Here is a 26,242-nt window from a genome sequence, read left to right as displayed (position 1 = left end):
TAAAATTATACTCTAATGCCTGGATTTAAGTCAATTATTTTAAATCACTTCTTCGAATTTCCTCTAATTTCTTCAAAATATCCAAATCAATATTATCTTGTAAATGATTCTTCGGTATAACATGGTTATTCTCCATCTTCATAATATTTTTTTGAACTTTTTTTACTTCATTATGAAATTCTATAGAAGATATTCTTACTGCCCCTCTCTGAAACACTGTTTGTTGTTCTAAAAGATCTGATGTAACTACATATATCTCATATCTTCTTCCTAAATTGTTAACTTCCTTCTCTATATAACTATCAGCTGTTTCTCCATCTTTAGTATAAATTATAGTTATATCTTGATTTACGTCCTCTCTAGCTTCTAGATTTCCTGGAACTTTATAGCCATCAAAAACTAATATTATTCTACATTCAATATAAGATGCATAATTATGTAGCATATCAACTAACTTTTGTCTTGCTCCTTGAAAACTATATTCCTTCTCCATTTTTAGTTCTTTCCAACTATGTAGTACATTATACCCATCAACAAAAATTATCTTCATAAGTTCTGCCTCTTTTATTTTAATCTATTCTTAAGTACTTCATACATCATTATACCACCTGCAACAGATGCATTTAAGGAATTTATCTTTCCAACCATAGGAATTTTAACTATCTTATCGCATTTTTTTAATGTTAAATTAGATATTCCCTTTCCTTCATTTCCTATTACTAAAGCACATCCACCCGAAAAGTCAACTTCGTAGCTATATTCTGTTCCATCTATATCTGCTGCATATATCCATACTCCTTCTTTTTTCAATTCTTCTATTGTTTGATTTATATTGGTAACTTTAGCTACTTTAACATACTCTATAGCTCCAACAGAAGATTTAAAAACAGTTGACGTAATAGATACATTTCTTCTCTTTGGAATTATTATTCCATGAACTCCACATAATTCAGCAGTTCTTATTATTGAGCCTAAATTATGTGGATCCTCTATTTCATCTAATATAACTATAAATGGACTCTCACCTTTATCTCTAGCTGTTTGTAATATATCTTCAACTTCATAATATTTATATGGTGTCACTTTTGCTATTACTCCTTGATGAACAACTCCACCACATAATGAATCTAATTTCTTCTTATCTACTTCTTTTATAACAACCTTTTTTTCTTTAGCTAATTTTATTATCACATTTATAGATCCTTCTTTATGACCATTAGCAATATATAAACACTCAATGGTTCTGTCACTTTTTAAAGTTTCCATAACTGCATTTCTTCCAATTACAATGTCTTCTCTCTCTTCAAATTCTTTTTTATGCTGTTGCTTCATAAGCTTTTCTCCTATTCTCTACTTTTTATACTCTCATTTAAAACAAATAACAATCTATCTTTTTCTCCTGCAAGATATAGATAACCAATTAACGCCTCAAATCCTGTTGCAATTCTATAATCCCTTACATCGGCATTTTTAGGTACTGTAGCAGATTTTGCATTTCTTCCTCTCTTAAATATATATGCTTCCTCTTCTGTTAGTTTATCTTCTATCCTATGCATTATATCTGATTGTCCCTTTGCTTTAACATAATTAATGGCTTTTTTATGTATTTTATTTGCAGAAAGACCACTATCTAAGGATAAGACATAATTTCTTATTGCTATTTCGTATACAGCATCTCCTATTAATGCCAATTGAAGTGGATTTAATTGTTTAGCCTCTTCTTTTGAATATTCTTTAATTCTAAAATCCTCTAACATTATTTTTTGTTGCTTAAATATTTTATAACATATTGTTCTAGCATTATCTATAATAAAATTTTAGCAACAACGCCTCCCTTCTTTTTTTTATTATATACAACAACTCTCATTTAAAAGAAAGGCTACAATACCTTGCAGCCTCTTAGTTTTATTATTTTATTTTCTTTCCAAATGCCATCTAACACCTTGAGGTGTATCTTCTAATATTATTCCTCTAGCCTTTAAATCATCTCTTATCTTATCAGCCATAGCAAAATCTTTATTTTTTCTTGCTTCTTGACGTTTATTAATAAGTTCTTCTATCTCATCCTCTAGACTAACTTTTGTAGATTCTTGTAACATTCCTAATGGTTTACCTAATTCTCTTATAAAATCTAACACTTTTTGAATTAATTCTTTTGAAGAATCTATATTAATATTAGTATTAGCACTCTTTGTTAATTCAAATAATACTGTAATTGCATCTGCTGTATTAAAATCATCATCCATCTTTTGAATATATTTTTGTCTATATTCATCTAATGAATCATAATATCTATTTTCTTCTTCTGTCATCTTTTCATTCTTAACTTCATCTAATAAATTTTCTAAATTATTTATAGAATTATAAAGTCTATCAACAGATGCCTTTGCTGAATCTAATAATTCTTTACTAAAATTAATTTGAATTCTATAATGCGCTGACAACATAAAGAATCTAATTACATCTGCACTGTATTCTTTTAATACATCTCTTGCTGTTGCAAAATTATTTAATGACTTAGACATCTTTTGATTATTAACATTTATATATGCTGAATGCATCCAATATTTAGCAAAAGGCTTTCCTGTTAGTGCTTCACTCTGAGCAATTTCATTCTCATGATGTGGAAATGCTAAATCCATACCACCTGCATGTATGTCTATTGATTCTCCAAGAAGTTTTTTTGCCATGCATGAACATTCTATATGCCATCCTGGTCTTCCCATTCCCCAAGGACTTTCCCATGCTGGTTCTCCAGGTTTTTGAGCCTTCCATATAGCAAAATCCATAGGATCTTGTTTCTTTTCATCTAGATTTACCCTATTACTAGCTCCGGCTTGAAGTTCTTCTAAATTCTGTCCTGATAATTTACCATATCCTTTAAATTTCTTTGTACTAAAGTACACATCTCCCGCTGATTCATAAGCGTATCCTTTATCTATAAGTTCGCTTACAAATTCTATTATATCTTGTATATATTCTGTTGCTCTTGGATTAACAGTAGCTCTTTCTATATTTAATCCATCTGCATCTTTATAATATTCTGCTATATACTTATCTCCAACTTCTTTTACTGATATATTCTCTTCATTAGCTCTTTTTATCATCTTATCATCTATATCAGTAAAGTTCTGAACAAATCTAACTTCATAGCCTCTATATTCTAGGTATCTTCTTACAGTATCAAATACTATAAATGTTCTACCATTACCTATATGAAAGAAATTATATACAGTTGGACCACAAACATACATCTTGACTTTTCCATCTTCTAATGGCTTAAATTCTTCTTTTTGTTTGGTCATTGTGTTATATATTTTCATATACTCAGCCTCCATAAAATTATTTTATTTTTATATTGTTCTTTTCAAATTCTGCCTTAACTCTTGAAACTACATCTTCTATCGAAATAACTTCATTTTCTCCGCCATCTCTAAGTTTAAATTCAACTTGATTATCAACTATCTTCTTACCTACAGTAATTCTCATAGGTATTCCCATAATCTCTGAATCTTTAAACTTAACTCCTGCTCTTTCATTTCTATCATCCATTATAACTTCTACACCTAAAGATTTTAATTCATTATAAATATCTTCAGCTATCTTCATTTGATTTTCATCTTTTATGTTAACTGGAATTACTGATACATGATATGGCGCAACTGATAATGGCCATATAATTCCATTTTCATCATTGTGTTGTTCTATTATAGATGCTAATGTTCTAGTTACACCTATTCCATAACATCCCATTAAGAAAGGTTTTTCTTTTCCATTTTCATCTGCAAATGTTGCTTTCATTGGTTCTGAGTACTTTGTTCCTAGCTTAAATATATGTCCTACTTCAGTTCCTCTTGAAATAGTTATTTTCTCTCCACAATTAGGACAAGCTTCTCCTTCTGTAACATTTCTAAAATCTCCAACTTTACCTTCGAAGTCTCTTCCATAATTAACATTGACTAAATGATATCCTGTCTCATTTGCTCCAACTACAAAGTTATACATATTGCAAACTTCTTCATCTACTAATAATTCGTCTACCTTTATTCCTATAGGTCCTGCAAATCCTATTTTGGCAGAAGTCGCATTGAATACTTCTTCAGCAGATGCCATATCAAAATTAATAGCACCACCTATAGCATTAGTTACTTTTACTTCATTAACTTCTCTGTCTCCTCTAACCATTACTGCTATAATCTTGCCATCAACATTAAATAATAGTGTTTTAGCAAATTTTTTCTTAGTTGTATTAAAGAATTTTTCCAAATCTTCTATTGTCTTTACATTTGGTGTTTCTATCTTCTCTAAATCTTTTAATTCTTCCTTTTCTGCCTTTTCAGCAACTGCTGGTGCCTTCTCTATATTAGCTGCGTAATCACAATGTGTACAAAATACTACATCATCTTCTCCTACTTCAGACTTAACCATGAATTCTGCTGAGTTAGCACCACCTATAGCACCAGAATCTGCTGCAACACATTTAGCATCTAATCCACATCTATTAAATATCTTAACATATGCATCATGCATAGTATTATATGATAAATCTAGTCCTTCTTGATCCTTATCAAAACTATAAGCATCCTTCATAACGAATTCTCTACTTCTCATTACTCCGAATCTAGGTCTTCTCTCATCTCTATATTTTGTTTGAATCTGATATAAGTTAATTGGAAGTTGCTTGTAAGATTTTATTTCATTTCTAGCAATATCTGTGAATACTTCTTCATGAGTAGGTCCTAAACAAAAATCTCTATTATTTCTATCATGAAGTCTGAACATCTCAGCTCCATATACATCCCATCTACCTGATTCTTGCCACAATTCAGCTGGTAATAATGCTGAAGCTAAAAATTCTTGAGCACCTGCATTGTTCATTTCTTCTCTTATTATATTTTCTACATTCTTAAGAGCTTTTAAACCCATAGGCATATAGTTGTATATCCCAGAAGCCATTTTTCTCATTAATCCAGCTCTTAGCATTAACTTATGACTACTTATTTCTGCTTCCGCTGGAACTTCTCTTAGTGTTAAGTTTAGCATTTTTGACATTTTCATAATTTATTACTCCTCCAATAACTTGAATTTTAAAATATATCTAAACAACAAAACCATAGATACTTAAAAAGTTTTATATCTTACTTAAACGTTAAAAAATCGCCCTAATTATGCATTAGGGCGAATATTAAACGCGGTACCACCTAAATTTTGTTCTCTTATCAATGATAACGGTATTAAACCGATTCTTGCTCCAAAGCTGGTTCAAAATCTATTGAAAATCTCACAGCCTAAAGGATCTTCTCTCTGAAAAGTCGATTTCTACTATTCTTCTTCATCGCAAATTTTGTTTAAAATTTATTATTTATTATAACTTTTTTATGAATATACTGTCAATATCATTGACATAAATATTCTGCTAATATTAGGTCTTCTGGTGTAGTAATCTTTATATTCTTATAATCACCTTCGTATAAATACACAGGATAATTATTACTTTCAACAACCATAGTATCATCTGTAACTTTTGTCCCTTTAACTTTTATATTTTCATGACACTTCATTATGATATCATACTTGAATACTTGAGGTGTCTGTATTGCTACAAGATTTGATCTATCTGGTGTTTCTTTTGAAAAATTATCTTTTTTCTTTATTTTTATTGTATCCTTTGGCATTACCCCTGGTGCTGCTGCACCATATGTAGTTGCATATTTTATACCATCTTCTATAATTTTTTCACTTACAAAAGGTCTAGCCCCATCATGTATAAGTACTATTCCATTCTTTTTTAATCCTTTAAGTCCATTATAAACTGAAGCTTGACGTTCATTTCCACCTGCTACTATTTTATCTACATTTAAACTGTATTTATTAATAATATTTTCAACACAATACTCTATTTCATCTTCTGGAACAACCAATACTATTTCATCTATATATGGACAATCTATAAATGTTTTTAAAGTATAATATAAGATTGGTTTTCCTTTTAATAATATATACTGCTTGCTTATATTTGCTTGCATTCTTTTTCCTCTTCCACCTGCAAGAATTATTGCCGAATTACTCATATTATCTACTCCTTAACTTTAATAGGTTTACCAAAAATCATTCTTCCAGCTGATTTTTGAAGCACTGAAGTTACCACAACTTCTATTGCCTTACCAATATATTTTCTTCCTTCTTCAACAACTATCATTGTTCCATCATCTAAATAAGCTATCCCTTGATTATTTCCTTTTCCTACTCTAACTAATTCCACCACCATAGATTCGCCTGGTATAAGAATAGGTTTTATAGCATTTGATAAATCATTTATATTTAGCACAGGAACTCCCTGAACCTCTGCAACCTTATTTAAATTATAATCATTTGTTATAACTTTTCCTTTAAGCATCTTAGCTAATTTTAATAATTTGCTATCTACTTCATCTATTTCTTTAATTTCACCATTCCACACTTCAACTTCTATTGATAATTCTTTCTGTATCTTATTTAATATATCAAGACCTCTTCTACCTCTTGCTCTCTTTAAATCATCTGATGAATCGGATATATGCCTTAATTCATCTAATACAAACTCAGGAATAACTAATGGTCCTTCTATAAAACCTGTTTTACATATATCAAATATTCTGCCATCAACTATAACAGATGTATCTAATACTTTAGGAACTCCTTTAACAATACCCTTATTTTTTTTATCTTTTGTCTGAGAATTTTTTCTTATATTTACTATAAAACTAGTTAAGTCATTCTTTTTCTTTGCCATTAACTCAGCTCCAATTATAGCTGAAATTATATTAATAATTATAAGTAGTAACTTTCCTACTGTACTATGAAACACAAGTAATGGTCTTGTAATTAATGTTGTTATCATCAAAAATATTATTGCTCCAAATGATCCATATACAATTTCATTTATATTTTTTCTTTGAATACGCCTAACTACAAACTCTATAAATCTATTAACTCTTTTATATACTATTGGTGTTAATATATAAAAAATAAAACCAAATAAAATTATTACTGCTATTATAAATAAAACTCTATATATTGTATGCTCCCAAAAAAATATCTTTTCTAATCTATCAATCTTTAATATAAATTCAGCTGTACTATAACCTAGTAACATACCTACAATAGTAAATAAATTTTTTAATATCTTTTTCAACTTTGTCCCTCCTAATAGGAAACATATCTTAGTTAATTTTATATATTATAACACATTAAGTATTCACTTTTCTCCTTCATGTAATTCATTATAGGAATATTTTTTAGTTTTGCCCATTAATTTAATAAGTTCCCCATTGACAATCTTTTTACTAAAAACTTATAATTAAATTAAAGTTGTTATTCAAAATTTTAAAAGGAGTTGATATCCATGAAAGATATAATCTTTGATGAATTCCAGAACTTTGTAAACGATTCCTTATTGAGGCATAGAAGTATTATTGATTTAATAACCAAATATTCAGAATCTAGTGCTAGAGTTAATCGTGCAATTGCAAAGTCAGTTACTAACTGCGGTTGTATTTCTATAAAAGCTTCTAAACAACTTATTCCTAATGACGATTCTCTATCTATTAACTTAAGTTCTCATACAGAAGGCTGTCTTTGTGAGAATTGTCGTGAGATCATTGAACGTGAAATTGGTAACAACCTATTTTATCTTACAGCATTATGTAATAACTTAGATATTAATCTATATGATGTATTACTTAAAGAAACAGATAAAATCTCTACACTTGGGAAATTCACTTTTAGATAAAATATTATAGGGGCATTATCTGCCCCTATGCTTTTCTTTTCGTTTCTGTTGTTTTAATTCGAATTGGCGTTGCTTTTCTAATTCTCGTTGTTGCTTACTAATTGATTTTCTTATAAGCTTATTTTCTTCTCGTTGCAATTGCAATGCTTGTTGCGATTTTGTTCCAACGCCTGAATAAACAGTCTGCTTTCTGGCTTCTCTCTGTATTCGTTTCGGATTTGTTGCTTTCTTCTTTAACATTAGTTCAACAGATGGACTGAATTATAATTCATTTTAATTATAATTCCTTTTTCAAAGACACTTGTTCCTTTATTCTTCTTATTCCATTTTGTATAGCTGTAGCTCTTGCTTCTCCTATACCTTCGACTCTATCTAAATCTTCAATAGTAGCTTTTACTATCTCATTAAAATTCTTAAAATGTTTTATAACATTCTCAACTACACTTGCAGGTATCCTAGGGACTTTACTTAACAATCTATAACCTCTAGGTACTACAAAAGAATCAGCTAATGATTCTCCACCAACATATCCCATTTCTTTTGATATTGTTTCTAGATCTAATAATTCATTTGATGATAATTTTTGAATTGATTGATATACCTTTTCATAATCTTCAGGATTATTTAAATAATCCTTTATAAGTAATATTCCGTCTCTTTCTATATGTCTTACTAATTCATTTAATTGCATAGAAATAAGTCTACCTTCATTACCAAGTTCTAATATGTAAATATTAATCTCTTCTACAATTCTCATAGCCATCTCGGTTCTTTGTATAGCTGTTGCAACATCAAATAAAGTTGCAGATTGTTGAAATTCTAGCAAATCTAAAGCATTGATAACTCTATCTAAAACAGCTACATATTTTTCTAGAGTTTGAACTGCTTGGTTTGCTCTAGCTAGAATCTTACTACTCTCTCTTAAAACATATTTTATATCACCTTTATATACAGTAATCATATTTCTACGTTGAGATATTGCAATTATTATGTTCCCCGTCTGCTTAGCAACTCTATGTGCAGTTCTATGTCTTGTTCCTGTTTCAAATGTTGTAACGGATGAATTAGGTATTAATTGAGTATTTGCACACACTATTTTCTTTAAATCACTACTAATTATTATAGCCCCATCCATCTTGGCTAACTCATATATATAAGAAGGTGTATAATCTGCATTTATCATAAAACCACCATCTGCTATATTCATTATCTCATCACTATCGCCTAAAACAATAAGCCCTCCAGTTTTAGCTTTAAGAATATTCTCTAACCCTTCTCTTAAAGCCGTTCCTGGACATAGTAACTTTAAAATTTTTTTGATTTCTACATCTTTTTTTAATCTCATACTCCAACCCACCTCACAACATCTCCATATTATAATATATTATACTACTTTTTTAATAATAAAAATATTATTAAATTAAAAACTTTCTTTATGAGTACACGTTTCTTATTACTTCATTTAAAGTTTTACAAGAACATATTTCTATCATGTTACTAATATTATTACTTGAACTTATAGAATCCTTTGCAACATATACTTTTTTAAATCCCATTCTTGCTAACTCTTTTATTCTACTCTCCATAGATGGTACCTTTTTAAGCTCACCTGTAAGTCCAACATCTGCTATAAATGCAGTAGTTGGATCTATTCCTATTTGATTCACAGACGATACTATACACATTATTACTGCTAAATTTATAGCTTGTTCTCTTATCTTAATTCCACCTGTTGTTTTTATAATTACATTTTTGTCATATAAATTAATTCCGCCTCTTTGCTCTAATATAGATATTAGAGTATTTAACTTATCTTTACCTAATGTTTCACCTATTCTAGTCGGGTATGGTGTAAAACTTTTCGATACTAAACTCTCTATTTCTGTAATAATAGCCCTAGTTCCTTCTTTCACTACTGTAAGTGCACTTCCTGATACAATTTCTCCTTCTTCTCTCTTGGTCATAAAAAATTCCGAAGGATTATCTATAGATATCATTCCCTTCTCAGTCATCATGAAAAAACCATTTTCTATTCCACCAAATCTATTTTTTGAACTTACTATCACTCTCAATTCCTCATCTGCATCATCCTCTATTATAAGAACAGTGTCAACTAAATGCTCTAATGCTCTAAGACCCGCAAGTTCATCTGCCTTAGTCATTTGTCCTACAATAATAACTGCTCTAGGCCTCTTTTCATTTTTAGCTACTGCCAATAATTCATTTGCACATTCCATAGTTTGTGTTGGGGATCCTGCTCTAGAGGGCATAGCTTTCTCCATAGTAAAGGTCTGAATACTATCTATTATTATCAAATCAGGATCTACTTGGTCTACAGATGCTAGTACTTGGTCTAAACTAGTTTCCTGCATAACCCAAATATTTTCATGTATTCTAGGAAGTATCCTGTCCGCTCTATTTTTAATCTGACTGTCACTTTCTTCTCCAGAAGCGTATATTACCTTATGTCCACTTTCAGCAATGTTCTCTGCAATTTGAAGCAACAATGTAGATTTTCCCGCTCCAGGTCTTGCTGTAATTATAGATATTGAATCTTTAACTATTCCTCCACCCATAACTCTATCAAATTCCTTTATGTTAGTAACTATTCTATCACTTTTATTACTAACTATATCTGCTAATTTTTTTATAGGTTTTGATACCACTGCTGTTGACTTTTTATATGTAGTTTGCGTAGGATTAACAATATCTTCTTCAAACGTATTCCAATTTCCACAATCAGGACACTTGCCTAACCACTTTATAGATTCATAACCACATTCCTTACATATATATATTCTTTTAACTTTCGCCATTACTATTCTATCCTTTACATTTATTATTATTATTTATTATCGCACATACTTGATTATTTATTCAATCTTCATGAATATTTAAATGAATTTTAGTGAAAACTATTATAACAAGGAGTGATTTTATGATAAATTATAATAACATTCAATCTGCTAATATCAAAGGTGAAAATATACTTAAGAATGATGTTTATATTTCTTTTCCACCTTACACATCGCCTAATAATATTAATAATTTTATACTTAATTCCAATTTATCAGATACACATATCATTAAATAATAAGGAGTGATTTATTATGGTAACAATTTACACAACAGATTCATGTCCTTGGTGTGTTAAAACTAAAGAATATCTTAAATCAAAAAATATTACATATCAAGAATTCAATGTTGCTGAAGATATGGAAGCTAGAGAAGCAATGGTATCAAAGTCTAAACAAATGGGTGTTCCTGTTTTAGATATAAATGATACTATCATTATAGGATTTGATCGAGAAGCCATTGATAAAGCATTAGAAGAAAAAAATTAAACTAGAAGTCAATTATAAATCAGAACCCCAAAACAAGTCTTGGAGTTCTGATTTTGTAATATAATTATTTTAAGTTTAATACAGTAACCTTACTTCTAGTCATAGATATCATAGATTCTCTTATTCCTTGAGTACCTATTCCAGATGCTTTTATCCCCAAGAATGGGAAATTATCAGGTCCTCTTTCAGTTTTATTATTAATCTGTACTGTTCCAACTTCTAATCTATCTGCTATATAAAAAGCCTTATCTATATCTGAAGTAAATATAGAACCTTGTAATCCATATTTAGATGCATTAGATACATCTATAGCTTCATCTATATCTTTTACTCTTATAACAGGTAATATCGGTCCAAATGGTTCTTCCCATGCTAACCTCATATCCAATGTTACCTTATCAAATAATGTAGGATATATTAATTTATCTTTTCTATTTCCTCCAGTTATCAATACCGCCCCTCTTGACTGAGAATCCTTAATTAACTCTTCTATAAAATCAGCAGATTTATCATCTATCAATGGTACAATATCTACCTGCTCTTGTAGTGGATTTCCACATTTCAATTCTTCTATTTTGCATTTTAACTTGTTAACTAATTCATCTGCAATTTTATCTTGAACTAACACTCTCTTTATGGCAGTGCATCTCTGCCCAGAATAAGAAAATGCACCTGAAACAATCTGGTTTGATGCTTCTTCTAAATCGCAATCATCTAATACTATAGCTGCATCTTTTCCTCCTAGTTCCATAAGTAATGGTGTCATTTTAGTTATTTCAGATATTCTAGTTCCAATTTCAGTACTTCCAGTAAAATTAATCATAGCAATACCTTTATGAGTTACCGAATAGTCTCCTATCTCGCTTCCCCTTCCAGTTATAGAATTCAAAACTCCTACTGGTAATCCTGCCTCTACAAATATATTAACAAGATTAATTCCTGAAATTGCTCCTTGTGTAGCTGGTTTAAATACTACAGTATTGCCTGCCATAATAGCAGGTACTATCTTCGAAGCTGCCAAATTAATAGGATAATTAAAAGGCGATATTGCTAATATTACTCCTAGTGGCTCTCTATTTACCAAAGCCTTTTTCCCTTTATTATATCCAGGAAATGAATCTCCAGGTATGTACTCTCCTAATATATTAGCAGCAGCATTAGCAGTATACCTAATTAAATCAACCGTCCTAAGTACTTCTGATACCGCACTTTTTTTATCTTTAGATACCTCCCTTATAAGTAAATCTACAAATAAGTCTTTCTCCCTAGCAAGTATATCAGCTGCTTTTAGCATTATGTCTCTTCTTTCAGATATAGTGGTATATCTCCAACTCTTCTGTGCTAAAGAGGCAGCTCTAATAGCTCTATCTATATCTTCAGTTTTCATAGCACTTACTCTGCCTATAAGAGAATTATCTATTGGAGATACTATATCTATATATTGATTATCCTGTGATTCTATCCATTCTCCTCCTACATAATTATTATAAATACCGTTTTCAAAAAATACCTTAAGCATAGTGAATCATTACTGAAAATAACAATAATATTGTTTTATATATTTACCATCATTCCAGTAACTCCCTCCTTTCTTATTATAAGAAATATCTCTCTAGATACAAAACAGCTATTACACCATCTGCCACCGCCGTTGTAATTTGTCTAAATTCTTTAGCTCTAACATCCCCTATTGCATAAACACCAGGTATGTTAGTCTGCATATTATCATCTGTAATAATATATCCTTCTTTGTTTAGCTCTAAATATTTTTTTACAAACTGTGTTTTAGGTTCAGTTCCTATACAACCAAACACAGCATTTAACTCTATTTCTCTAGTTTCTTCTGTAATAGTATTCCTTATTACAGCCTTCTCAACGAAATTATCACCTACTACATCTATAAGATCGTAATTGTAAAGCACCTCTATCTTAGAATCATTTTCCACTTCTTCTATTAATGATTTTTCACCATTAAAATAGTCATGTCTTCTAATCATATATACTTTTTCTGCAAATCTAGTTAAAAATAAAGCTTCTTCTAAGGCAGAATTTCCCCCACCAACTACTGCTACTATTTTATCTGAATACAAAGCGCCATCACATACTGCGCAATAATGTATACCTTTTCCTTCATACTTATCACTGCTTGCTACAGGTAGTTTCTTAGGACTTGCCCCTGTGGCTATAATAACAGCTCTAGCATGATATATATAGTTATAAGTTTGTATTACATTATTACCTTCTTCTATAGATATATCCTTAATAACATCAAATTCATCTATATTAGCTCCTAATTCTATTGCTTGTTCATGAAATAATGCTGATAACTTATCGCCCTCTATCTTCTTAAATCCTGGATAATTCTCTATAGTATAACTGTTTCGTACTTGCCCACCTAATAACCCATCTTCTATTAATACAAAATCCATGTTGGCCCTTGCTGCATAAATAGCAGCTGTTAACCCTGCAGGTCCTCCACCAATTATAACCAAATCTATGTTTTTATCTATAGCCATACCAAATACCACCTTATCTAATATTTTATTTATTCAAGCACAAAAGTGGCTTCTTCAATATTATTACCTTTAGCACAAAAAAATATGCGCAGACGCTTATATAATATCTATAATTGTCCACGCATATTTCTTTATTTATTTATTTCTTCAAATTCAATTCCATCATTATTAGCAGATGCTACTACTGAATCTCCAATCTTTACATTTCCTAATAATAACTCTTCACTTAATTTATCTTCTAATTCTTTGGTTATAGTTCTCCTTAATGGACGTGCGCCATATTTAAGATCAATACCTTTATCTAATAAGAATTCTTTACACTTATCATTGAATTCAATATCTATTTGATTTTCTTTTAATCTTTCTCTAAGAGAATCTAACATTAAATCAACTATTTTAATCATATTTTCTTTAGTTAATTCATGGAATACAATTGTTTCATCTATTCTATTTAAGAATTCAGGTTTAAATCTTTCCTTTAATTCTTGCATTATATTTTCTCTCATTCTCTCATAGCTATCATCATTATCTTCATTAACATTAAAGCCCATAGATTTTTGTTTTTTTATCATATGTGCTCCTACATTAGAAGTCATAATAATTATTGTATTCTTAAAGTTAACTAATTTTCCTTTTCCATCTGTCAATCTACCATCTTCCATAATCTGAAGAAGAATATTAAACACATCTGGATGTGCTTTTTCTACTTCGTCTAACAAAACAACTGAATAAGGTTTTCTTCTAACTGCTTCTGTTAACTGTCCACCTTCCTCGTACCCTACATATCCTGGAGGTGCACCTATTAATTTAGATACACTATATTTCTCCATATACTCTGACATATCTATTCTTATTATGCTATTTTCATCTAGAAACATAGCTTCTGCTAATGCCTTACATAGCTCTGTTTTTCCAACTCCTGTTGGGCCTAAAAATATAAAACTTCCTATAGGTCTTCTAGGATCTCTAATACCCACTCTAGCTCTTCTAACTGCTCTTGAAACAGCTGTTATTGCATCTTCTTGTCCTATTACCCTCTTATGCAAAATTTCTTCTAATTTTAATAGTTTATCACTTTCTTTTTCTGTTAATTTATCCACTGGAACCTTAGTCCACATAGAGACAACTTGAGCTATATTCTCCGGTCCAACTTCTAATGATTGCCCTAAATTAGCATTACTCCATTGAAGTTTCATATTATCTAATTTATCTTTAAGTTCCTTTTCTCTATCTCTAAGTCTAGCTGCCTTCTCAAAATCTTGAAGTCCTATTGCTTCTTCTTTTTCTTTATTCATATGTTCCATTTCATTTTGTAATTCTTTTAAATCAGGCGGAGTAACTGAACTTTGAATTCTTATCTTGGCTGCTGCTTCATCTATTAAATCAATAGCTTTATCAGGCATAAATCTATCTGTTATATACCTATCTGACATATCAACTGCTGCTCTAAGTGCTTCATCAGTAATCTTAACCTTATGATGTGCTTCATATTTATCTCTTAAACCTTTTAACATCTCATAAGTTTCCTCTTTAGATGGTTCTCCCACCATTATAGGTTGGAATCTTCTCTCTAATGCAGAATCCTTTTCTATATGTTTCCTGTATTCATCTATTGTAGTTGCTCCTATACATTGAATTTCTCCTCTTGCAAGTGCTGGTTTAAGTATATTAGATGCATCTATTGCTCCTTCTGCACCACCTGCACCAATTATAGTATGAATTTCATCTATGAACACAATTATATCAGGGTTACCTTTTATCTCTTCCATAACCTTCTTCAATCTATCTTCAAATTCACCTCTATACTTTGCTCCTGCAACCATAGAACTTATATCTAGACATACAAGTCTTTTATCCTGCAACATTTCAGGGACGTTACCTTCTGCTATTCTCTGAGCTAATCCTTCTACTACAGCTGTCTTACCTACACCAGGTTCACCAATAAGACACGGATTATTTTTTATTCTTCTACATAAAATTTCGAGAACTCTTTCATTTTCTTCTCTTCTACCTATAACAGGATCTAATCCACCTTCTAATGCTAATTGAGTTAAATCTCTACTGAACTTATTAAGCACTGGAGTATTAGTTTCTTTAATAGCATCATTCACACGGTCTTCTTCTTTCAATTGATCATCTTCTTTGCCAGATAAGAACATAAATAATTCTTTTTTTAGTTCCTTAAAGTCTAATCCCAATCTTGTTAATATAGTATAAGCAACCCCATCATCTTCTTTTACTAATGCTAATAAAAGATGTTCTGGACTTACATAATTATGATTTAATTTCTTTGCTTCTATAAAACTTTCATCAAATAATCTTTTTGTCCTTGGAGTAAGTAACAATTCCCCTTTAGGCATTATTACATCTCCTCTTCCAAGACATTCTTCTATCATTTCACGTATATTATCATATTCTATACCATACTTACTTAAAAGTTCTTTTGCATAACCATTTTCATCAATTATACCTAATAATATATGTTCAGTTCCTATATATCCATGCTTAAATTCTTGTGACTCTTTTTGTGCAGCTAGAATTACCGCTTGTGCTCTTTCAGTAAATCTTCCATATGGCATATAAAAACACCTCCTTATTTTACCCTAACAAAATTCTTGTCAAATTAGCTCTCTCTATGTCCTTTTCTTCTTCATTTAGACTTCTTCCTAATTTATTTTCTATTGATATGTCTGTTGTTTGTTCAATAACTTGGTTTAATATATTAACATCTATATTTAATATACCTAGTCCTATACCTAGTCTTATATCAGATGTCAATTTTAATAACTCATTTCTATCTATCATACGTGCATTTTTTAATATTCCTATAGCTCTGAACACTCTATCTTCTATTTTATATTTGTTATTAGTATATAATTGCATTCTATATCTAGTTTCTTCGTTAACTATATATTCTACTGCTTTTGTCATATACTCGAGTATATCTTCTTCTGTAACACCTATAGATAACTTATTTTTCAAAACATACATATCTCCAATATTCTCATCTTGTGAAATTGGTTCTAAACATGTATTAAAGTCTTGAAGTTTTTTCTTGCATAGAGCTATCTTTTTTTCAGAAACTAATGATGGTAAATGTAAAATAACTCTAACTGTCAATCCTGTTCCTATATTATCAAAAGTTGCTGTTAAATATCCAAAATCTTCATCAAACGCATATGGAACTACCTTTTCTACAACATCATCTATTCCATCAACTATTTTATATTCCTCTTCAAGATTAAGCCCATTAACTGTGCTTTTTATACCAATGTGATTTTTACCATTTAGCATAATTACCGCAGAATCATTATAAAAGAAAGCACTCTTATCTCTTCTAGCTAATAGTTCTTTAGATATGATATTTTTATCAACAAACTCTTTAACATAATTATATTCATGTTCCCAAGAATTTATTTTAGAAAATTTCTCTTCTCCAAATTCTGATATAATAACAGCTGATAAATTCTTAGCGTTAACTTGTGCTAAATCAGCTTTCATTTTATCAGTAAAGCAAAGATTTTTTATATTTCTATCTAGTTCTACACTACTATTTATAATAATGCTACTATTCAAGCTTACCATAATTCTCCTCCTTAATCTCTGCTTCTTCTAGCTCTAATATTTGATCTCTTATTATTGCTGCTTTTTCATATTCTTCTTGTTCAATATAGCTCTTAAGCTTAGCCTTTAACTCAATAATTTTCTTCTTTTCAGTAAATTTATCTTTAACTCCACTAGGGATTTTACCTATATGGACACTATATTGTTTTTGTTTTTGAAGATATTTTTTTATCTCTTCTCTAAAACTATCATAACATTCTAAGCAACCAACTGTACCTGTTGATTTAAATTTAGATAAAGTTGTGCCACATTTTTTACATACTACATCTATTTTATCTATATTATTAGGTTTAGCTTTATCATCTAACATTCCCATAAAGCTTCCTATTATGCTCTCTATTGATGGTTCTTTTTTATTGTCAAGGTTAATTGCTTCTAAAGGATTTTTAGATAATTCCTTTGCACATTCTTCACATATCCATGAATCAGATTTATTACCATTAACCATTTTTACAACATGAATACTTGCCTCATTTTTATGACATCTTTGGCATAACATAGTAATCCCCCCTTTTAAATCAATACTTGCATAACCATTGCTTTTAAAACTTCTGCACGAACTCTATTTCTATTCTCAATATTGCCAAGAGTTCTATCGTTAATTGCAGCTTTCATAATCTCTGATTCTCTATTAGTTATAAGTTTTGTATCTAATAGATTCTCTATCATGGCCATAGCATTATGATATGTTATAGAGTCTCCTATAGCATCATAAATGACTTTATTTCTAATATTATCGTCATTGTATGTTATTTGTTTAATTAAAATATGGCCACCTCCACCTCTTCTGCTTTCAATTATATATCCTCTTTCATGTGTAAATCTTGTTGTCAATACATAATTAATCTGAGATGGTGCACATCTAAACTGATCTGCTAATTCATTACGTTGAATAAGTGCTTGTGAATCACCATTCTCATTAATCATATCCTTTATAAAGCTTTCTATTATATCTGAAAGTCTTGCCATAATTTCACCTTCTTATACATTTGTTTTTGACTTACTTTGACTTTGATTGTATCAATACTACCTCTTTATATTATACAATCTATCACTACCTAATATCAACAATAATTTAATCATTCTAACAAAACTTTAATATTTATAATATAACTTATTCATTTTATTACTATATCTCTTCTAATCAGCATATATACTTATAACATTTCTATATGTTTTTATACTTTCCTAGACGTTAAAGAAAAAAGACCGCTTCTGCGATCTTTAATTCAAATAACTATTCTTGTGTTGGAGCTCCTACTGGACAAGCACTAGCACAGCTTCCACAGTCTATACAAGCATCAGCAGCAATTTCGTATTGAGTATCTCCTTGAGAAATTGCTCCTACTGGACATTCTGCAGCACAAGCACCACAGCTTACACATGAATCACCTATAACGTATGCCATGTATATACACCTCCTAAAATTATGATATTTACATCATCTTTATTTTATCACGTTTATGCCTTATTGCAAATGAATTTTATTAGAATTTTTTACTCTATAGGAAATTATATAAAATTAAAATTTGAGCATAAGTATATTAAACGTAGTATTTATGTATTACCTATAGGATAAAAAAACAGTGCTATAATAGAACCCAAAAACAAGTTTTGGAACCTATCATAATGATTTAAAAAAATCAATGGCTCTATAAAGTCGCCTTGGCGATTTTATATTTATAAATTATATTACCATATAACCTTCGCCCTCAATTTTATCTATAATTGTATCTATATCCAAAAAATTCTCGTTATACATTATATACGCTTCTTGTTTTTCGATTGATATTTCACAAGCAATTACACCTTCTATCATAGATATAATTTTTTGTATATTAGCAACATCTTTATTAGTTTTTATCGGATGTATTTTTAATGTATTCTCCATAAAATTTACCTCTATTTTTCATTAATAAGATTCTTTATAAGTTTTTTATCTTCTTCAGATTCTATTTCTAATTTTATTGATTTCTCATCTACAGAATCTTCATAACTGCCCTTTATCAATTCAATATTTTCTATCTTATATTCTTCTATTACGTCTTCATCTCCTCTTTTAACTTTAACTTTTACTGATTCTTTTACTACATTATTAGAAACAACCTCACCTTTTCCATCTTCTGTTTTAACTATTGATCCAATCTTAGGTAGATTTCTACGTATTTCTTCATAAGTACTCTGTTCATAATTCAAGCAACACATCAATCTTCCGCATATACCTGATATCTTAGTAGGATTTAGTGAAAGGTTCTGTTCCTTAGCCATTTTAATTGATACTGACATAAAGTCTCCTAAAAATGCTGAACAACACATAGTTCTTCCACAAGGTCCTAATCCACCTATCATCTTTGCTTCATCTCTTACACCTATTTGTCTCAATTCTATTCTTGTTTTAAATACAGTTGCTAAATCCTTAACTAATTCTCTAAAATCAACTCTTCCATCTGCTGTAAAATAAAATATAACTTTATTATTATCAAAAGTATATTCTACATCTATTAATTTCATTTCTAACTTATGATCTTGGATCTTTTTAAAGCATATATTCAAAGCATCTGCTTCTTTTTCTTTATTTTCTTTATGTCTTTTTATATCTTCTTTTGTTGCTATTCTTATTACGCTCTTAAGTGGTGCAATTACTTCTTCTTCCTTAACTTCTTTTATTCCTATTACACATTCACCGAATTCAATTCCTCTTGCTGTCTCAACTATAACAAAGTCTCCCTTTTCTATTTTCAAATCATTAGGACTAAAGTAATAAATTTTACCTACACTCTTAAACCTAATTCCTACTATATTTATCATTATTTAATCCTCCAAAAATCCTATAAGCATTGTACTAATAACCATTGAATAACTAACATTACTTAATAAATTTGTTCTAGCTTTATTTATTGTTTCTAACATAGAATTTAACTTATTGTATGAATATAAATTTGCTAATTCACATATATCATTATATTTATCTGCATTAATTACTTTATTTTTATCTTGCAACTCTCTACATAGCATAATATCTCTAATAAATAATGCTATTGTGTTTATTACTTCCTGCTTTTCAGACTTATACTTTTCTAATTTTAACTCATATTGTAATAATTCATTTCCATTGCCTATATCCTTCAATAATGAAACTATAATATTTCTAAGATTTCTTAAATTTTCATCTTTTAATATTCTTATTGCTCTTCCTGGAACACCTTCACTAAAAGACAAAGCAACTAACATATCATCTTCCTGTATATCTTTAAATCTTTTTATAAATTTTATCATATCTTCTTTTTTTAATGAAGTTAATTTGTATATCTGACTTCTAGACTTTATGGTATCTAACATAAGTTCTAAACTTTCCGTCAATATTATTATAAAAACTCCTCTAGGTGGTTCTTCAATAGTTTTTAATAATGCATTTTGTGCTTGCACTGTTAATTTGTCACCATTATGTATTATAATAACTTTTCTATTACCTTCTACTGGTTTCTTATTAATCTCTTCTATAACTTCTCTTACTTCATCTACTCCAAAAGAAGCTTTTTTAGGTCTATAATTTACAATATCTATATAATCTCTATTATCTTTTTTTCCTAAAATATTAAGTGCAAAGATCTTCGCTAATATGCTTTTACCAATACCATCAGGTCCTACAACTAGATGAGCATGTGAAAGATTATCTGCTCTTACTCTTTTGATAAAATTGTTTATTATATCTTGAAATCCAATAAATTCTTCCACACTTCTGCACTCCATATCTATATTCTTATAAATTTATCAACATCTATTACAAAAACAGTTGCTCCACCTACTTTTATATTGGTAGGATATTGCACGTACACTCCTGTATCACCATTGAATGTTGCTGATGTTGGTGGCATAACCAATTCATCACGTTTTTTACATATACTCTTGATTATATTAATAACATCTTCAACTTTCTCATCATCAACACCTATTAATAAGGTCGTATTTCCAGCTTTTAAGAAACCACCTGTAGTTGATAATTTTGTAACCCCGTATTTCTTCTCTGTTAATTCATCTATTAAATCATATGCATCTTCATCTTGCACAACTGCAATAATCATCTTCATAAATAAATCACCTCTATACCAAATTATATAATTATATTTTAACACAAACATAAAATAGTATATATAATATTATTTATAATTATTGAGTATCTCTTCTTTTACTTCTCTAATACACGAATTTAATTGATTATTAAAAAATATATTTTGTATATTCGCTTCTAATAAATTGTGTTTACTAAAATCTCTATTATCTGCAAGAAATCTTCTACATAATTCCTCATAATTAGGTTTATCCTGTTTTCTTTCCCTATCTAAAGCTCTCTCTAACCTAATACCATCTTCTACTTCTATATATATAGGTATAACTTTATCTTCGCCAAAATAATTCTTGATATTTAGATATGCATCTAAAGTTACAATAATCAAATAATTATTATTATCTATATCTATATTTCCATCATCAATTGTAGAATAATACCATATTCCATTTATAGTATTATATTGCCTTTCTTCAACTATCTTACCTTCTTCTCTATATCTATTAAGAATATCTTCATCTATAAAATGATATTCAATCCCTTCTGTTTCATACGCTCTTTTGGGTCTTGTTGTATATAAAACTATTGGTTTTAATTGCAAATCTAAATCTTTAATAATCTCTTTAAAAATTGTATCCTTACCTGAGCTACTTTTGCCCATTAAACAAAATATTTTTCCCAAAAAACCACTCCTAATATTTCTCTATCTCAATTTATTGTAATGGATTATTTAATTTATAACAACGTTTCTTTATATATTAATTTATTTTATATAAATATTTTTATATAAATATGTAAAAACTAATAGTAAATTATATATGGAGGATTATGCAATGAAACAAGAGATGACATCATATTTATCAACAATTCAGAGTGAAATACGCTCTTTATGTGAATATCTATATAATAACCCTGAAGAAAGTTATAAAGAGAAAAATAGTTCTAACTACATTTGTAATTTATTACAGAATCATAATTTCATCATTAATACTGATTATATGAATATACCTAATTCATTTATAGCACAAAAAGGTAATGGCCACCCCAAAATATGTTATTTATGTGAATATGATAGTGTACAGAACTATGGTCATATAACAGGTCATAATGCCCTAACTTCTATATCTGTATCTGCCTCTATAGCATTAGGGCTAACAGTAGAGAAACTTCAAAAAGGTAGTGTTATACTTATTGGCTGTCCAGGTGAATACCTTGGTGGAACTAAAAACATATTAGTTAAACAAAATGCATTTGAAGATATAGATGTAGTTATGGAATGTCATCCATATATATCAACGCATTCAAGTGGAACTTCACAATCTATATCTGCATTAAAAATTATATACAAAAGCAATCATGGATTAGCATTTTTAAATGAACATACTTTTACTTCATTAGATGCATTGCAGCTGACACTAAACATTTTAAATTCAATTTCTAAAAGTTTTTCTCACGATGTTACTATTAATTATGTAATTACTAAAGGTGGAACTTCTCCATCTATCATTCCCGAAGAATGCGAAGCACAAGTATATATACGTTCTAGCTCAAGTATAATAACAACTTATATTGAAGATAAGGTTAGAAATATAACTTCATATGTACAATCCCTTACAGGAGTTAATAGTGACATATATTTATATGAGCCACCTAGTGAAGAGCTAATAACCAACAAAACATTAGATAGATTGTTCTGTCATAACTTAAAAGAAACTGGAATAATTGATATCAATTCACCAATAAATATTAATTCTGGACTTAGTATAGGAATTGTTAGCAAGGTTGTACCTTGTATTCACCCATATATTCAAATATCCAGTAATTCAGAAACAGAATATGGAACAACAGACTTTGCAAAATGTACATTAACTGATTATGCATATAAACAAATTGAAAAAAGTGCATTAGCTTTAGCATTTACAGGATATGATATAATTCAAAAAGATTCATTACTTAACGAAATACGTACCGAATTTTACTGCAAATAACTATTGCCCTTTAGACTTTTATATTTCTTCTATAAATAGTATAATAATAATTGTTTAATAGAATTATACAGCATTACTTACTAGCCTTGTTGAATATATATTATAAAAATATTTATTCAATAGGCTATTTTAATGAATTCTATTACCAACGCATAATAACACATTATGAAACTTTTATAGAAAAATATTTATAATAAAGGAGGGTTAAAGTTACAACAAAACACTTAAGTTTTTAGTAACATATATTCTTATGATTCAAATATATAAAACTTTTGATGAACCCAATAGAACTCTTGAGCTACTTGATCATATGGAAAAAGATAGTTGGATAAATATAGTTGCACCTTCAGATGAAGAACTTCTTCTAGTATCTAAAAAAACCAATATTCCAATTGAATTTTTAAGAGCTCCATTAGATGATGAAGAAACTTCACGTATTGATATAGAAGATAATAATATTATTGTAATTGTGGATATCCCATTTACAGAAATGGAAGATAACTCTTTAACTTATGATACATACCCTCTTGCAATAATACATACTGACGATCATATAGTTACAGTCTGTCTAAAGAACAGTAAAATATTAACTGACTTTGTTTCTGGTAAAATAAAATCATTCTTTACATTTAAAAAATCTAGATTTATTTTACAAATATTAAATAGAATATCTACTTATTATTTATTGTATCTTCGTCAAATTGACAAAAAGAGTTTAATGATTGAAAAAAGACTTCATAGATCAATGAAAAATAGAGAATTGATTCAACTACACTCTCTTGAAAAGTCATTAGTATACTTTTCTACTTCCTTAAAAGCAAATGAAGCAACATTAGAAAAAATGTTAAAACTAAGCATAATGCAGAAATATGAAGATGATAAAGATGTTCTTGAAGATGTAATAATAGAAAATAAACAAGCAATCGAAATGACTGAAATATATAGTAATATATTATCAAGTACAATGGATTTCTTTGCATCAGTTATTTCAAATAACCTTAATATTGTAATGAAAATTCTAGCTTCATTAACAGTTTTAATGTCTATTCCAACCATTATTTCAGGAATATATGGTATGAATATTCCACTACCTATGGGTGAAAATTTCGCAGATAATCCTTGGCCATTTTTTATTGTAATTATTTTAACATTTGGTATATGTGGAATTGTTGCAATATGTTTATACAAAAAAGGTATGTTTAAATAAAAATCTTATATAATAATTATTGAAGGTATTTTTAATACCTTCTTTTTTATTCTATAGAGAGGAACAAAGTGAATGATTTCACTCTTTTAAGTGCATTAAGTAACTTTGTGTCAGTCATGCCAAAGGTTCTAAAAGCAAAATAATTTCCTATTAACTATTTTTTTAGGGGGTATCTAGATGTCACAAAAAAATTTACCAACTAACTCTTATACTTTAGGAATTGTTGCTCCTGCTTCTTATGAATCGCCAAAATTAGTATATAATAAGTTAAAAAATATTAGATCATTAGGATTTAATATAAAAATCAGCAAGAATTTATTTAAAAAATCAAGCATTTTTGCTGGTACAGCTAAAGAACGAGCTAAAGATATCTTAGATATGTTTACAGATGAATCAATTGATGGAATACTATGCTTAAGAGGTGGTTATGGGTCCGTTCATACATTACCTTACTTAGACAAAAATATAATTCTCAATAATCCTAAATTTTTCTGTGGCTATAGTGATATAACTGTTTTACTAAACTACTTTGCTTCTATAGGATTAATTTCATTTCATGGTCCAATGTTAACTTCTAACTTTAATGACAAATCTACTATAACATCTTTTAAAAATATTATTTACTCAAATAATTCAACTATTGAATACTCCTTAAATAAATATAAAACCATCTCTTATATAAATATAAGATCTTTTTCAGGTAAATTAATAGGTGGCAATTTAACTATGATATGTTCAATCATTGGCACTCCATATGAAATTAAGAATGATTCTGAATTTATACTATTTTTAGAAGAAGTAAATGAAGCACCCTATTGCCTTCATAGATTATTATCACAATTAATATTATCTAATTTTATAAATGAAAATTGCAAAGGAATAATAATAGGCTATTTATCTAATGTTCAACCTTATACATTGTCAATCGATAAACAATTACTTGAATCAATTATTATTGAATTACTTGAACCATTAAATATTCCTTTACTAATAGGTTTTCCTTCTGGTCATAATTATCCTAATCTTACACTACCTATAGGCTGTAATGCTACTTTTGACTCACTAACCCAAAAATTAATATTTGAATTAAAAAGAAAAAGCTAGTGAATAAATCACTAGCTTTTTAATGGAGGCGCCACCCAGATTCGAACTGGGGATCAAGGTTTTGCAGACCACTGCCTTACCACTTGGCTATAGCGCCATATATGGTGGCTTGAACTGGAATCGAACCAGTGACACGAGGATTTTCAGTCCTCTGCTCTACCGACTGAGCTATCAAGCCATCTAACCTAGCAACGTCCTACTCTCCCACACAGTCTCCCATGCAGTACCATCGGCGCTATAGAGCTTAACTGTCCTGTTCGGAATGGGAAGGAGTGTTTCCTCTATGCCATCATCACTAGATATTTTCAAAACTCAAATATTATACTAATATAATATTCTCTTGAAAGAATTTTGTTCTTTCAAAATTGCACATAGTATATAATTAATATCCTTTTTTATTGGTCAAGCCCTCGACCTATTAGTATCAGTCAGCTAAATATGTTACCACACTTACACCTCTGACCTATCAACCTTGTGTTCTTCAAGGGGTCTTACTAGCTTATGCTATGGGAAATCTCATCTTGAGGTGGGCTTCACGCTTAGATGCTTTCAGCGTTTATCCCGTCCCGACTTAGCTACCCAGCTGTGCTCCTGGCGGAACAACTGGTACACCAGAGGTCAG

General features: G+C 29.3%; 26 protein-coding genes, 2 tRNA genes, 2 rRNA genes and 1 pseudogene. 5 read left to right on the top strand and 26 right to left on the bottom strand.

The features are described 5' to 3' along the window. Window positions 1-34: 34 nt before the first annotated feature. The 7 genes from KQI77_RS03500 to KQI77_RS03470 form a co-directional block, all read right to left on the bottom strand. Entirely contained in the window at window positions 35-550 is a 516-nt protein-coding gene (locus KQI77_RS03500; protein ID WP_216388424.1) for an NYN domain-containing protein, read from the bottom strand. A gap of 14 nt (window positions 551-564) precedes the next feature. After that, on the bottom strand, window positions 565-1,347 hold the full coding sequence (rlmB, locus tag KQI77_RS03495) for a 23S rRNA (guanosine(2251)-2'-O)-methyltransferase RlmB (RefSeq protein WP_367397273.1): 783 nt from the start codon (window positions 1,345-1,347) through the stop codon (window positions 565-567). Continuing rightward, entirely contained in the window at window positions 1,344-1,757 is a 414-nt protein-coding gene (locus KQI77_RS03490) for a Mini-ribonuclease 3 (RefSeq protein WP_216388420.1), read from the bottom strand. The genes rlmB and KQI77_RS03490 overlap by 4 nt, the downstream gene beginning before the upstream one ends. Window positions 1,758-1,913: 156 nt before the next feature. Beyond that, window positions 1,914-3,323 carry a cysteine--tRNA ligase gene (gene cysS, locus KQI77_RS03485; RefSeq protein WP_216388418.1) on the bottom strand — a complete coding sequence of 470 codons (1,410 nt, stop codon included), beginning with the start codon at window positions 3,321-3,323 and terminating at the stop codon, window positions 1,914-1,916. 19 nt (window positions 3,324-3,342) lie between these two features. Further along, entirely contained in the window at window positions 3,343-5,058 is a 1,716-nt protein-coding gene (locus tag KQI77_RS03480; protein WP_216388415.1) for a proline--tRNA ligase, read from the bottom strand. 338 nt (window positions 5,059-5,396) lie between these two features. Then, the gene (gene ispD / locus KQI77_RS03475; protein ID WP_216388413.1) at window positions 5,397-6,071 is read right to left on the bottom strand and encodes a 2-C-methyl-D-erythritol 4-phosphate cytidylyltransferase; all 675 of its coding nucleotides are present in this window, start codon (window positions 6,069-6,071) and stop codon (window positions 5,397-5,399) included. A gap of 5 nt (window positions 6,072-6,076) precedes the next feature. Then, entirely contained in the window at window positions 6,077-7,135 is a 1,059-nt protein-coding gene (locus KQI77_RS03470; protein ID WP_216388593.1) for a PIN/TRAM domain-containing protein, read from the bottom strand. A gap of 249 nt (window positions 7,136-7,384) precedes the next feature. On the opposite strand from KQI77_RS03470, the gene KQI77_RS03465 reads away from it, so the two are divergent. Then, window positions 7,385-7,771, top strand: coding sequence for a DUF1573 domain-containing protein (locus KQI77_RS03465; protein ID WP_216388411.1), 387 nt, complete (start codon window positions 7,385-7,387; stop codon window positions 7,769-7,771). Between the two features lie 15 nt (window positions 7,772-7,786). Here KQI77_RS03465 and KQI77_RS03460 read toward each other — a convergent pair. The 3 genes and pseudogenes from KQI77_RS03460 to radA all read right to left on the bottom strand — a co-directional run. Continuing rightward, window positions 7,787-8,038: pseudogene (locus KQI77_RS03460) on the bottom strand (YjdF family protein); the annotation flags it as partial. 10 nt (window positions 8,039-8,048) lie between these two features. Beyond that, window positions 8,049-9,116, bottom strand: coding sequence for a DNA integrity scanning diadenylate cyclase DisA (disA, locus tag KQI77_RS03455; RefSeq protein ID WP_216388407.1), 1,068 nt, complete (start codon window positions 9,114-9,116; stop codon window positions 8,049-8,051). 88 nt (window positions 9,117-9,204) lie between these two features. Next, complete coding sequence (radA, locus tag KQI77_RS03450; RefSeq protein WP_216388405.1) at window positions 9,205-10,587, bottom strand: DNA repair protein RadA; 1,383 nt, start codon at window positions 10,585-10,587, stop codon at window positions 9,205-9,207. 294 nt (window positions 10,588-10,881) lie between these two features. Between radA and KQI77_RS03445 the strand changes: the two genes are divergently transcribed. Continuing rightward, a complete protein-coding gene (locus KQI77_RS03445; protein WP_216388403.1) occupies window positions 10,882-11,115 on the top strand; it encodes a glutaredoxin family protein in 234 nt (77 codons plus the stop codon). A 64-nt stretch (window positions 11,116-11,179) separates the two neighbouring features. Here KQI77_RS03445 and KQI77_RS03440 read toward each other — a convergent pair whose 3' ends face one another. The 12 genes from KQI77_RS03440 to KQI77_RS03385 all read right to left on the bottom strand — a co-directional run bounded on the left by KQI77_RS03440 (window position 11,180) and on the right by KQI77_RS03385 (window position 22,003). Further along, window positions 11,180-12,634, bottom strand: coding sequence for an NADP-dependent glyceraldehyde-3-phosphate dehydrogenase (locus tag KQI77_RS03440; protein WP_216388401.1), 1,455 nt, complete (start codon window positions 12,632-12,634; stop codon window positions 11,180-11,182). 76 nt (window positions 12,635-12,710) lie between these two features. After that, window positions 12,711-13,631 (bottom strand): thioredoxin-disulfide reductase, encoded by a 921-nt coding sequence (gene trxB / locus KQI77_RS03435; protein ID WP_216388399.1) that lies wholly within the window; start codon window positions 13,629-13,631, stop codon window positions 12,711-12,713. Between the two features lie 131 nt (window positions 13,632-13,762). Next, window positions 13,763-16,210, bottom strand: coding sequence for an ATP-dependent Clp protease ATP-binding subunit (locus tag KQI77_RS03430; protein ID WP_216388397.1), 2,448 nt, complete (start codon window positions 16,208-16,210; stop codon window positions 13,763-13,765). Window positions 16,211-16,229: 19 nt separating this feature from the next. Then, complete coding sequence (locus tag KQI77_RS03425) at window positions 16,230-17,216, bottom strand: hypothetical protein (RefSeq protein WP_216388395.1); 987 nt, start codon at window positions 17,214-17,216, stop codon at window positions 16,230-16,232. Further along, a complete protein-coding gene (locus KQI77_RS03420; RefSeq protein ID WP_216388393.1) occupies window positions 17,200-17,754 on the bottom strand; it encodes a UvrB/UvrC motif-containing protein in 555 nt (184 codons plus the stop codon). Before KQI77_RS03420 ends, KQI77_RS03425 begins: the two co-directional genes overlap by 17 nt. Window positions 17,755-17,768: 14 nt before the next feature. Then, the gene (locus tag KQI77_RS03415) at window positions 17,769-18,224 is read right to left on the bottom strand and encodes a CtsR family transcriptional regulator (RefSeq protein ID WP_216388392.1); all 456 of its coding nucleotides are present in this window, start codon (window positions 18,222-18,224) and stop codon (window positions 17,769-17,771) included. Between the two features lie 268 nt (window positions 18,225-18,492). Next, entirely contained in the window at window positions 18,493-18,663 is a 171-nt protein-coding gene (locus tag KQI77_RS03410) for a DUF362 domain-containing protein (RefSeq protein ID WP_216388390.1), read from the bottom strand. Window positions 18,664-18,942: 279 nt separating this feature from the next. Then, the gene (locus KQI77_RS03405) at window positions 18,943-19,146 is read right to left on the bottom strand and encodes a heavy-metal-associated domain-containing protein (RefSeq protein ID WP_216388389.1); all 204 of its coding nucleotides are present in this window, start codon (window positions 19,144-19,146) and stop codon (window positions 18,943-18,945) included. 11 nt (window positions 19,147-19,157) lie between these two features. Next, window positions 19,158-20,063, bottom strand: coding sequence for a stage 0 sporulation family protein (locus tag KQI77_RS03400; protein WP_216388388.1), 906 nt, complete (start codon window positions 20,061-20,063; stop codon window positions 19,158-19,160). A gap of 3 nt (window positions 20,064-20,066) precedes the next feature. Continuing rightward, on the bottom strand, window positions 20,067-20,990 hold the full coding sequence (locus tag KQI77_RS03395) for a DNA polymerase III subunit delta' (RefSeq protein WP_216388387.1): 924 nt from the start codon (window positions 20,988-20,990) through the stop codon (window positions 20,067-20,069). Window positions 20,991-21,007: 17 nt separating this feature from the next. After that, on the bottom strand, window positions 21,008-21,343 hold the full coding sequence (locus KQI77_RS03390; RefSeq protein WP_216388385.1) for a cyclic-di-AMP receptor: 336 nt from the start codon (window positions 21,341-21,343) through the stop codon (window positions 21,008-21,010). A 69-nt stretch (window positions 21,344-21,412) separates the two neighbouring features. Further along, complete coding sequence (locus KQI77_RS03385; RefSeq protein ID WP_216388383.1) at window positions 21,413-22,003, bottom strand: guanylate kinase; 591 nt, start codon at window positions 22,001-22,003, stop codon at window positions 21,413-21,415. Between the two features lie 151 nt (window positions 22,004-22,154). Between KQI77_RS03385 and KQI77_RS03380 the strand changes: the two genes are divergently transcribed. The 3 genes from KQI77_RS03380 to KQI77_RS03370 all read left to right on the top strand — a co-directional run bounded on the left by KQI77_RS03380 (window position 22,155) and on the right by KQI77_RS03370 (window position 25,620). Next, window positions 22,155-23,309, top strand: coding sequence for a peptidase dimerization domain-containing protein (locus tag KQI77_RS03380; protein WP_216388381.1), 1,155 nt, complete (start codon window positions 22,155-22,157; stop codon window positions 23,307-23,309). 250 nt (window positions 23,310-23,559) lie between these two features. After that, entirely contained in the window at window positions 23,560-24,516 is a 957-nt protein-coding gene (locus KQI77_RS03375; protein WP_216388379.1) for a magnesium transporter CorA family protein, read from the top strand. Window positions 24,517-24,693: 177 nt separating this feature from the next. Further along, the gene (locus KQI77_RS03370) at window positions 24,694-25,620 is read left to right on the top strand and encodes an LD-carboxypeptidase (RefSeq protein WP_216388377.1); all 927 of its coding nucleotides are present in this window, start codon (window positions 24,694-24,696) and stop codon (window positions 25,618-25,620) included. A 23-nt stretch (window positions 25,621-25,643) separates the two neighbouring features. Here the strand turns inward: KQI77_RS03370 and KQI77_RS03365 are convergent. The 4 genes from KQI77_RS03365 to KQI77_RS03350 form a co-directional block, all read right to left on the bottom strand. Continuing rightward, window positions 25,644-25,717: transfer RNA gene (locus KQI77_RS03365), tRNA-Cys, on the bottom strand. Window positions 25,718-25,722: 5 nt separating this feature from the next. Next, window positions 25,723-25,798: transfer RNA gene (locus KQI77_RS03360), tRNA-Phe, on the bottom strand. Window positions 25,799-25,803: 5 nt separating this feature from the next. Continuing rightward, window positions 25,804-25,920 (bottom strand): 5S ribosomal RNA (rrf, locus tag KQI77_RS03355). A gap of 98 nt (window positions 25,921-26,018) precedes the next feature. After that, window positions 26,019-26,242: ribosomal RNA gene (locus KQI77_RS03350) — 23S ribosomal RNA — on the bottom strand; the annotation flags it as partial.

It is taken from the genome of Clostridium sp. MSJ-8 (assembly GCF_018918325.1).
Lineage (GTDB): Bacteria > Bacillota > Clostridia > Clostridiales > Clostridiaceae > Clostridium.
Note: the sequence above shows the minus strand (reverse complement) of the source record. Positions and strands in the feature narration are given on the sequence as shown.

What these genes read in the sequence shown, in the direction of transcription:
- KQI77_RS03500 (WP_216388424.1), bottom strand. Translation starts at nt 550, where the DNA reads ATGAAGATAATTTTTGTTGATGGGTATAATGTACTACATAGTTGGAAA.
- KQI77_RS03490 (WP_216388420.1), bottom strand. Translation starts at nt 1,757, where the DNA reads ATGTTAGAGGATTTTAGAATTAAAGAATATTCAAAAGAAGAGGCTAAA.
- cysS (WP_216388418.1), bottom strand. Translation starts at nt 3,323, where the DNA reads ATGAAAATATATAACACAATGACCAAACAAAAAGAAGAATTTAAGCCA.
- KQI77_RS03480 (WP_216388415.1), bottom strand. Translation starts at nt 5,058, where the DNA reads ATGAAAATGTCAAAAATGCTAAACTTAACACTAAGAGAAGTTCCAGCG.
- ispD (WP_216388413.1), bottom strand. Translation starts at nt 6,071, where the DNA reads ATGAGTAATTCGGCAATAATTCTTGCAGGTGGAAGAGGAAAAAGAATG.
- KQI77_RS03470 (WP_216388593.1), bottom strand. Translation starts at nt 7,135, where the DNA reads ATGTTACTAGGTTATAGTACAGCTGAATTTATATTAAAGATTGATAGA.
- KQI77_RS03465 (WP_216388411.1), top strand. Translation starts at nt 7,385, where the DNA reads ATGAAAGATATAATCTTTGATGAATTCCAGAACTTTGTAAACGATTCC.
- disA (WP_216388407.1), bottom strand. Translation starts at nt 9,116, where the DNA reads ATGAGATTAAAAAAAGATGTAGAAATCAAAAAAATTTTAAAGTTACTA.
- radA (WP_216388405.1), bottom strand. Translation starts at nt 10,587, where the DNA reads ATGGCGAAAGTTAAAAGAATATATATATGTAAGGAATGTGGTTATGAA.
- KQI77_RS03445 (WP_216388403.1), top strand. Translation starts at nt 10,882, where the DNA reads ATGGTAACAATTTACACAACAGATTCATGTCCTTGGTGTGTTAAAACT.
- KQI77_RS03440 (WP_216388401.1), bottom strand. Translation starts at nt 12,634, where the DNA reads ATGCTTAAGGTATTTTTTGAAAACGGTATTTATAATAATTATGTAGGA.
- trxB (WP_216388399.1), bottom strand. Translation starts at nt 13,631, where the DNA reads ATGGCTATAGATAAAAACATAGATTTGGTTATAATTGGTGGAGGACCT.
- KQI77_RS03430 (WP_216388397.1), bottom strand. Translation starts at nt 16,210, where the DNA reads ATGCCATATGGAAGATTTACTGAAAGAGCACAAGCGGTAATTCTAGCT.
- KQI77_RS03425 (WP_216388395.1), bottom strand. Translation starts at nt 17,216, where the DNA reads ATGGTAAGCTTGAATAGTAGCATTATTATAAATAGTAGTGTAGAACTA.
- KQI77_RS03420 (WP_216388393.1), bottom strand. Translation starts at nt 17,754, where the DNA reads ATGTTATGCCAAAGATGTCATAAAAATGAGGCAAGTATTCATGTTGTA.
- KQI77_RS03415 (WP_216388392.1), bottom strand. Translation starts at nt 18,224, where the DNA reads ATGGCAAGACTTTCAGATATAATAGAAAGCTTTATAAAGGATATGATT.
- KQI77_RS03410 (WP_216388390.1), bottom strand. Translation starts at nt 18,663, where the DNA reads ATGGCATACGTTATAGGTGATTCATGTGTAAGCTGTGGTGCTTGTGCT.
- KQI77_RS03405 (WP_216388389.1), bottom strand. Translation starts at nt 19,146, where the DNA reads ATGGAGAATACATTAAAAATACATCCGATAAAAACTAATAAAGATGTT.
- KQI77_RS03400 (WP_216388388.1), bottom strand. Translation starts at nt 20,063, where the DNA reads ATGATAAATATAGTAGGAATTAGGTTTAAGAGTGTAGGTAAAATTTAT.
- KQI77_RS03390 (WP_216388385.1), bottom strand. Translation starts at nt 21,343, where the DNA reads ATGAAGATGATTATTGCAGTTGTGCAAGATGAAGATGCATATGATTTA.
- KQI77_RS03380 (WP_216388381.1), top strand. Translation starts at nt 22,155, where the DNA reads ATGAAACAAGAGATGACATCATATTTATCAACAATTCAGAGTGAAATA.
- KQI77_RS03375 (WP_216388379.1), top strand. Translation starts at nt 23,560, where the DNA reads ATGATTCAAATATATAAAACTTTTGATGAACCCAATAGAACTCTTGAG.
- KQI77_RS03370 (WP_216388377.1), top strand. Translation starts at nt 24,694, where the DNA reads ATGTCACAAAAAAATTTACCAACTAACTCTTATACTTTAGGAATTGTT.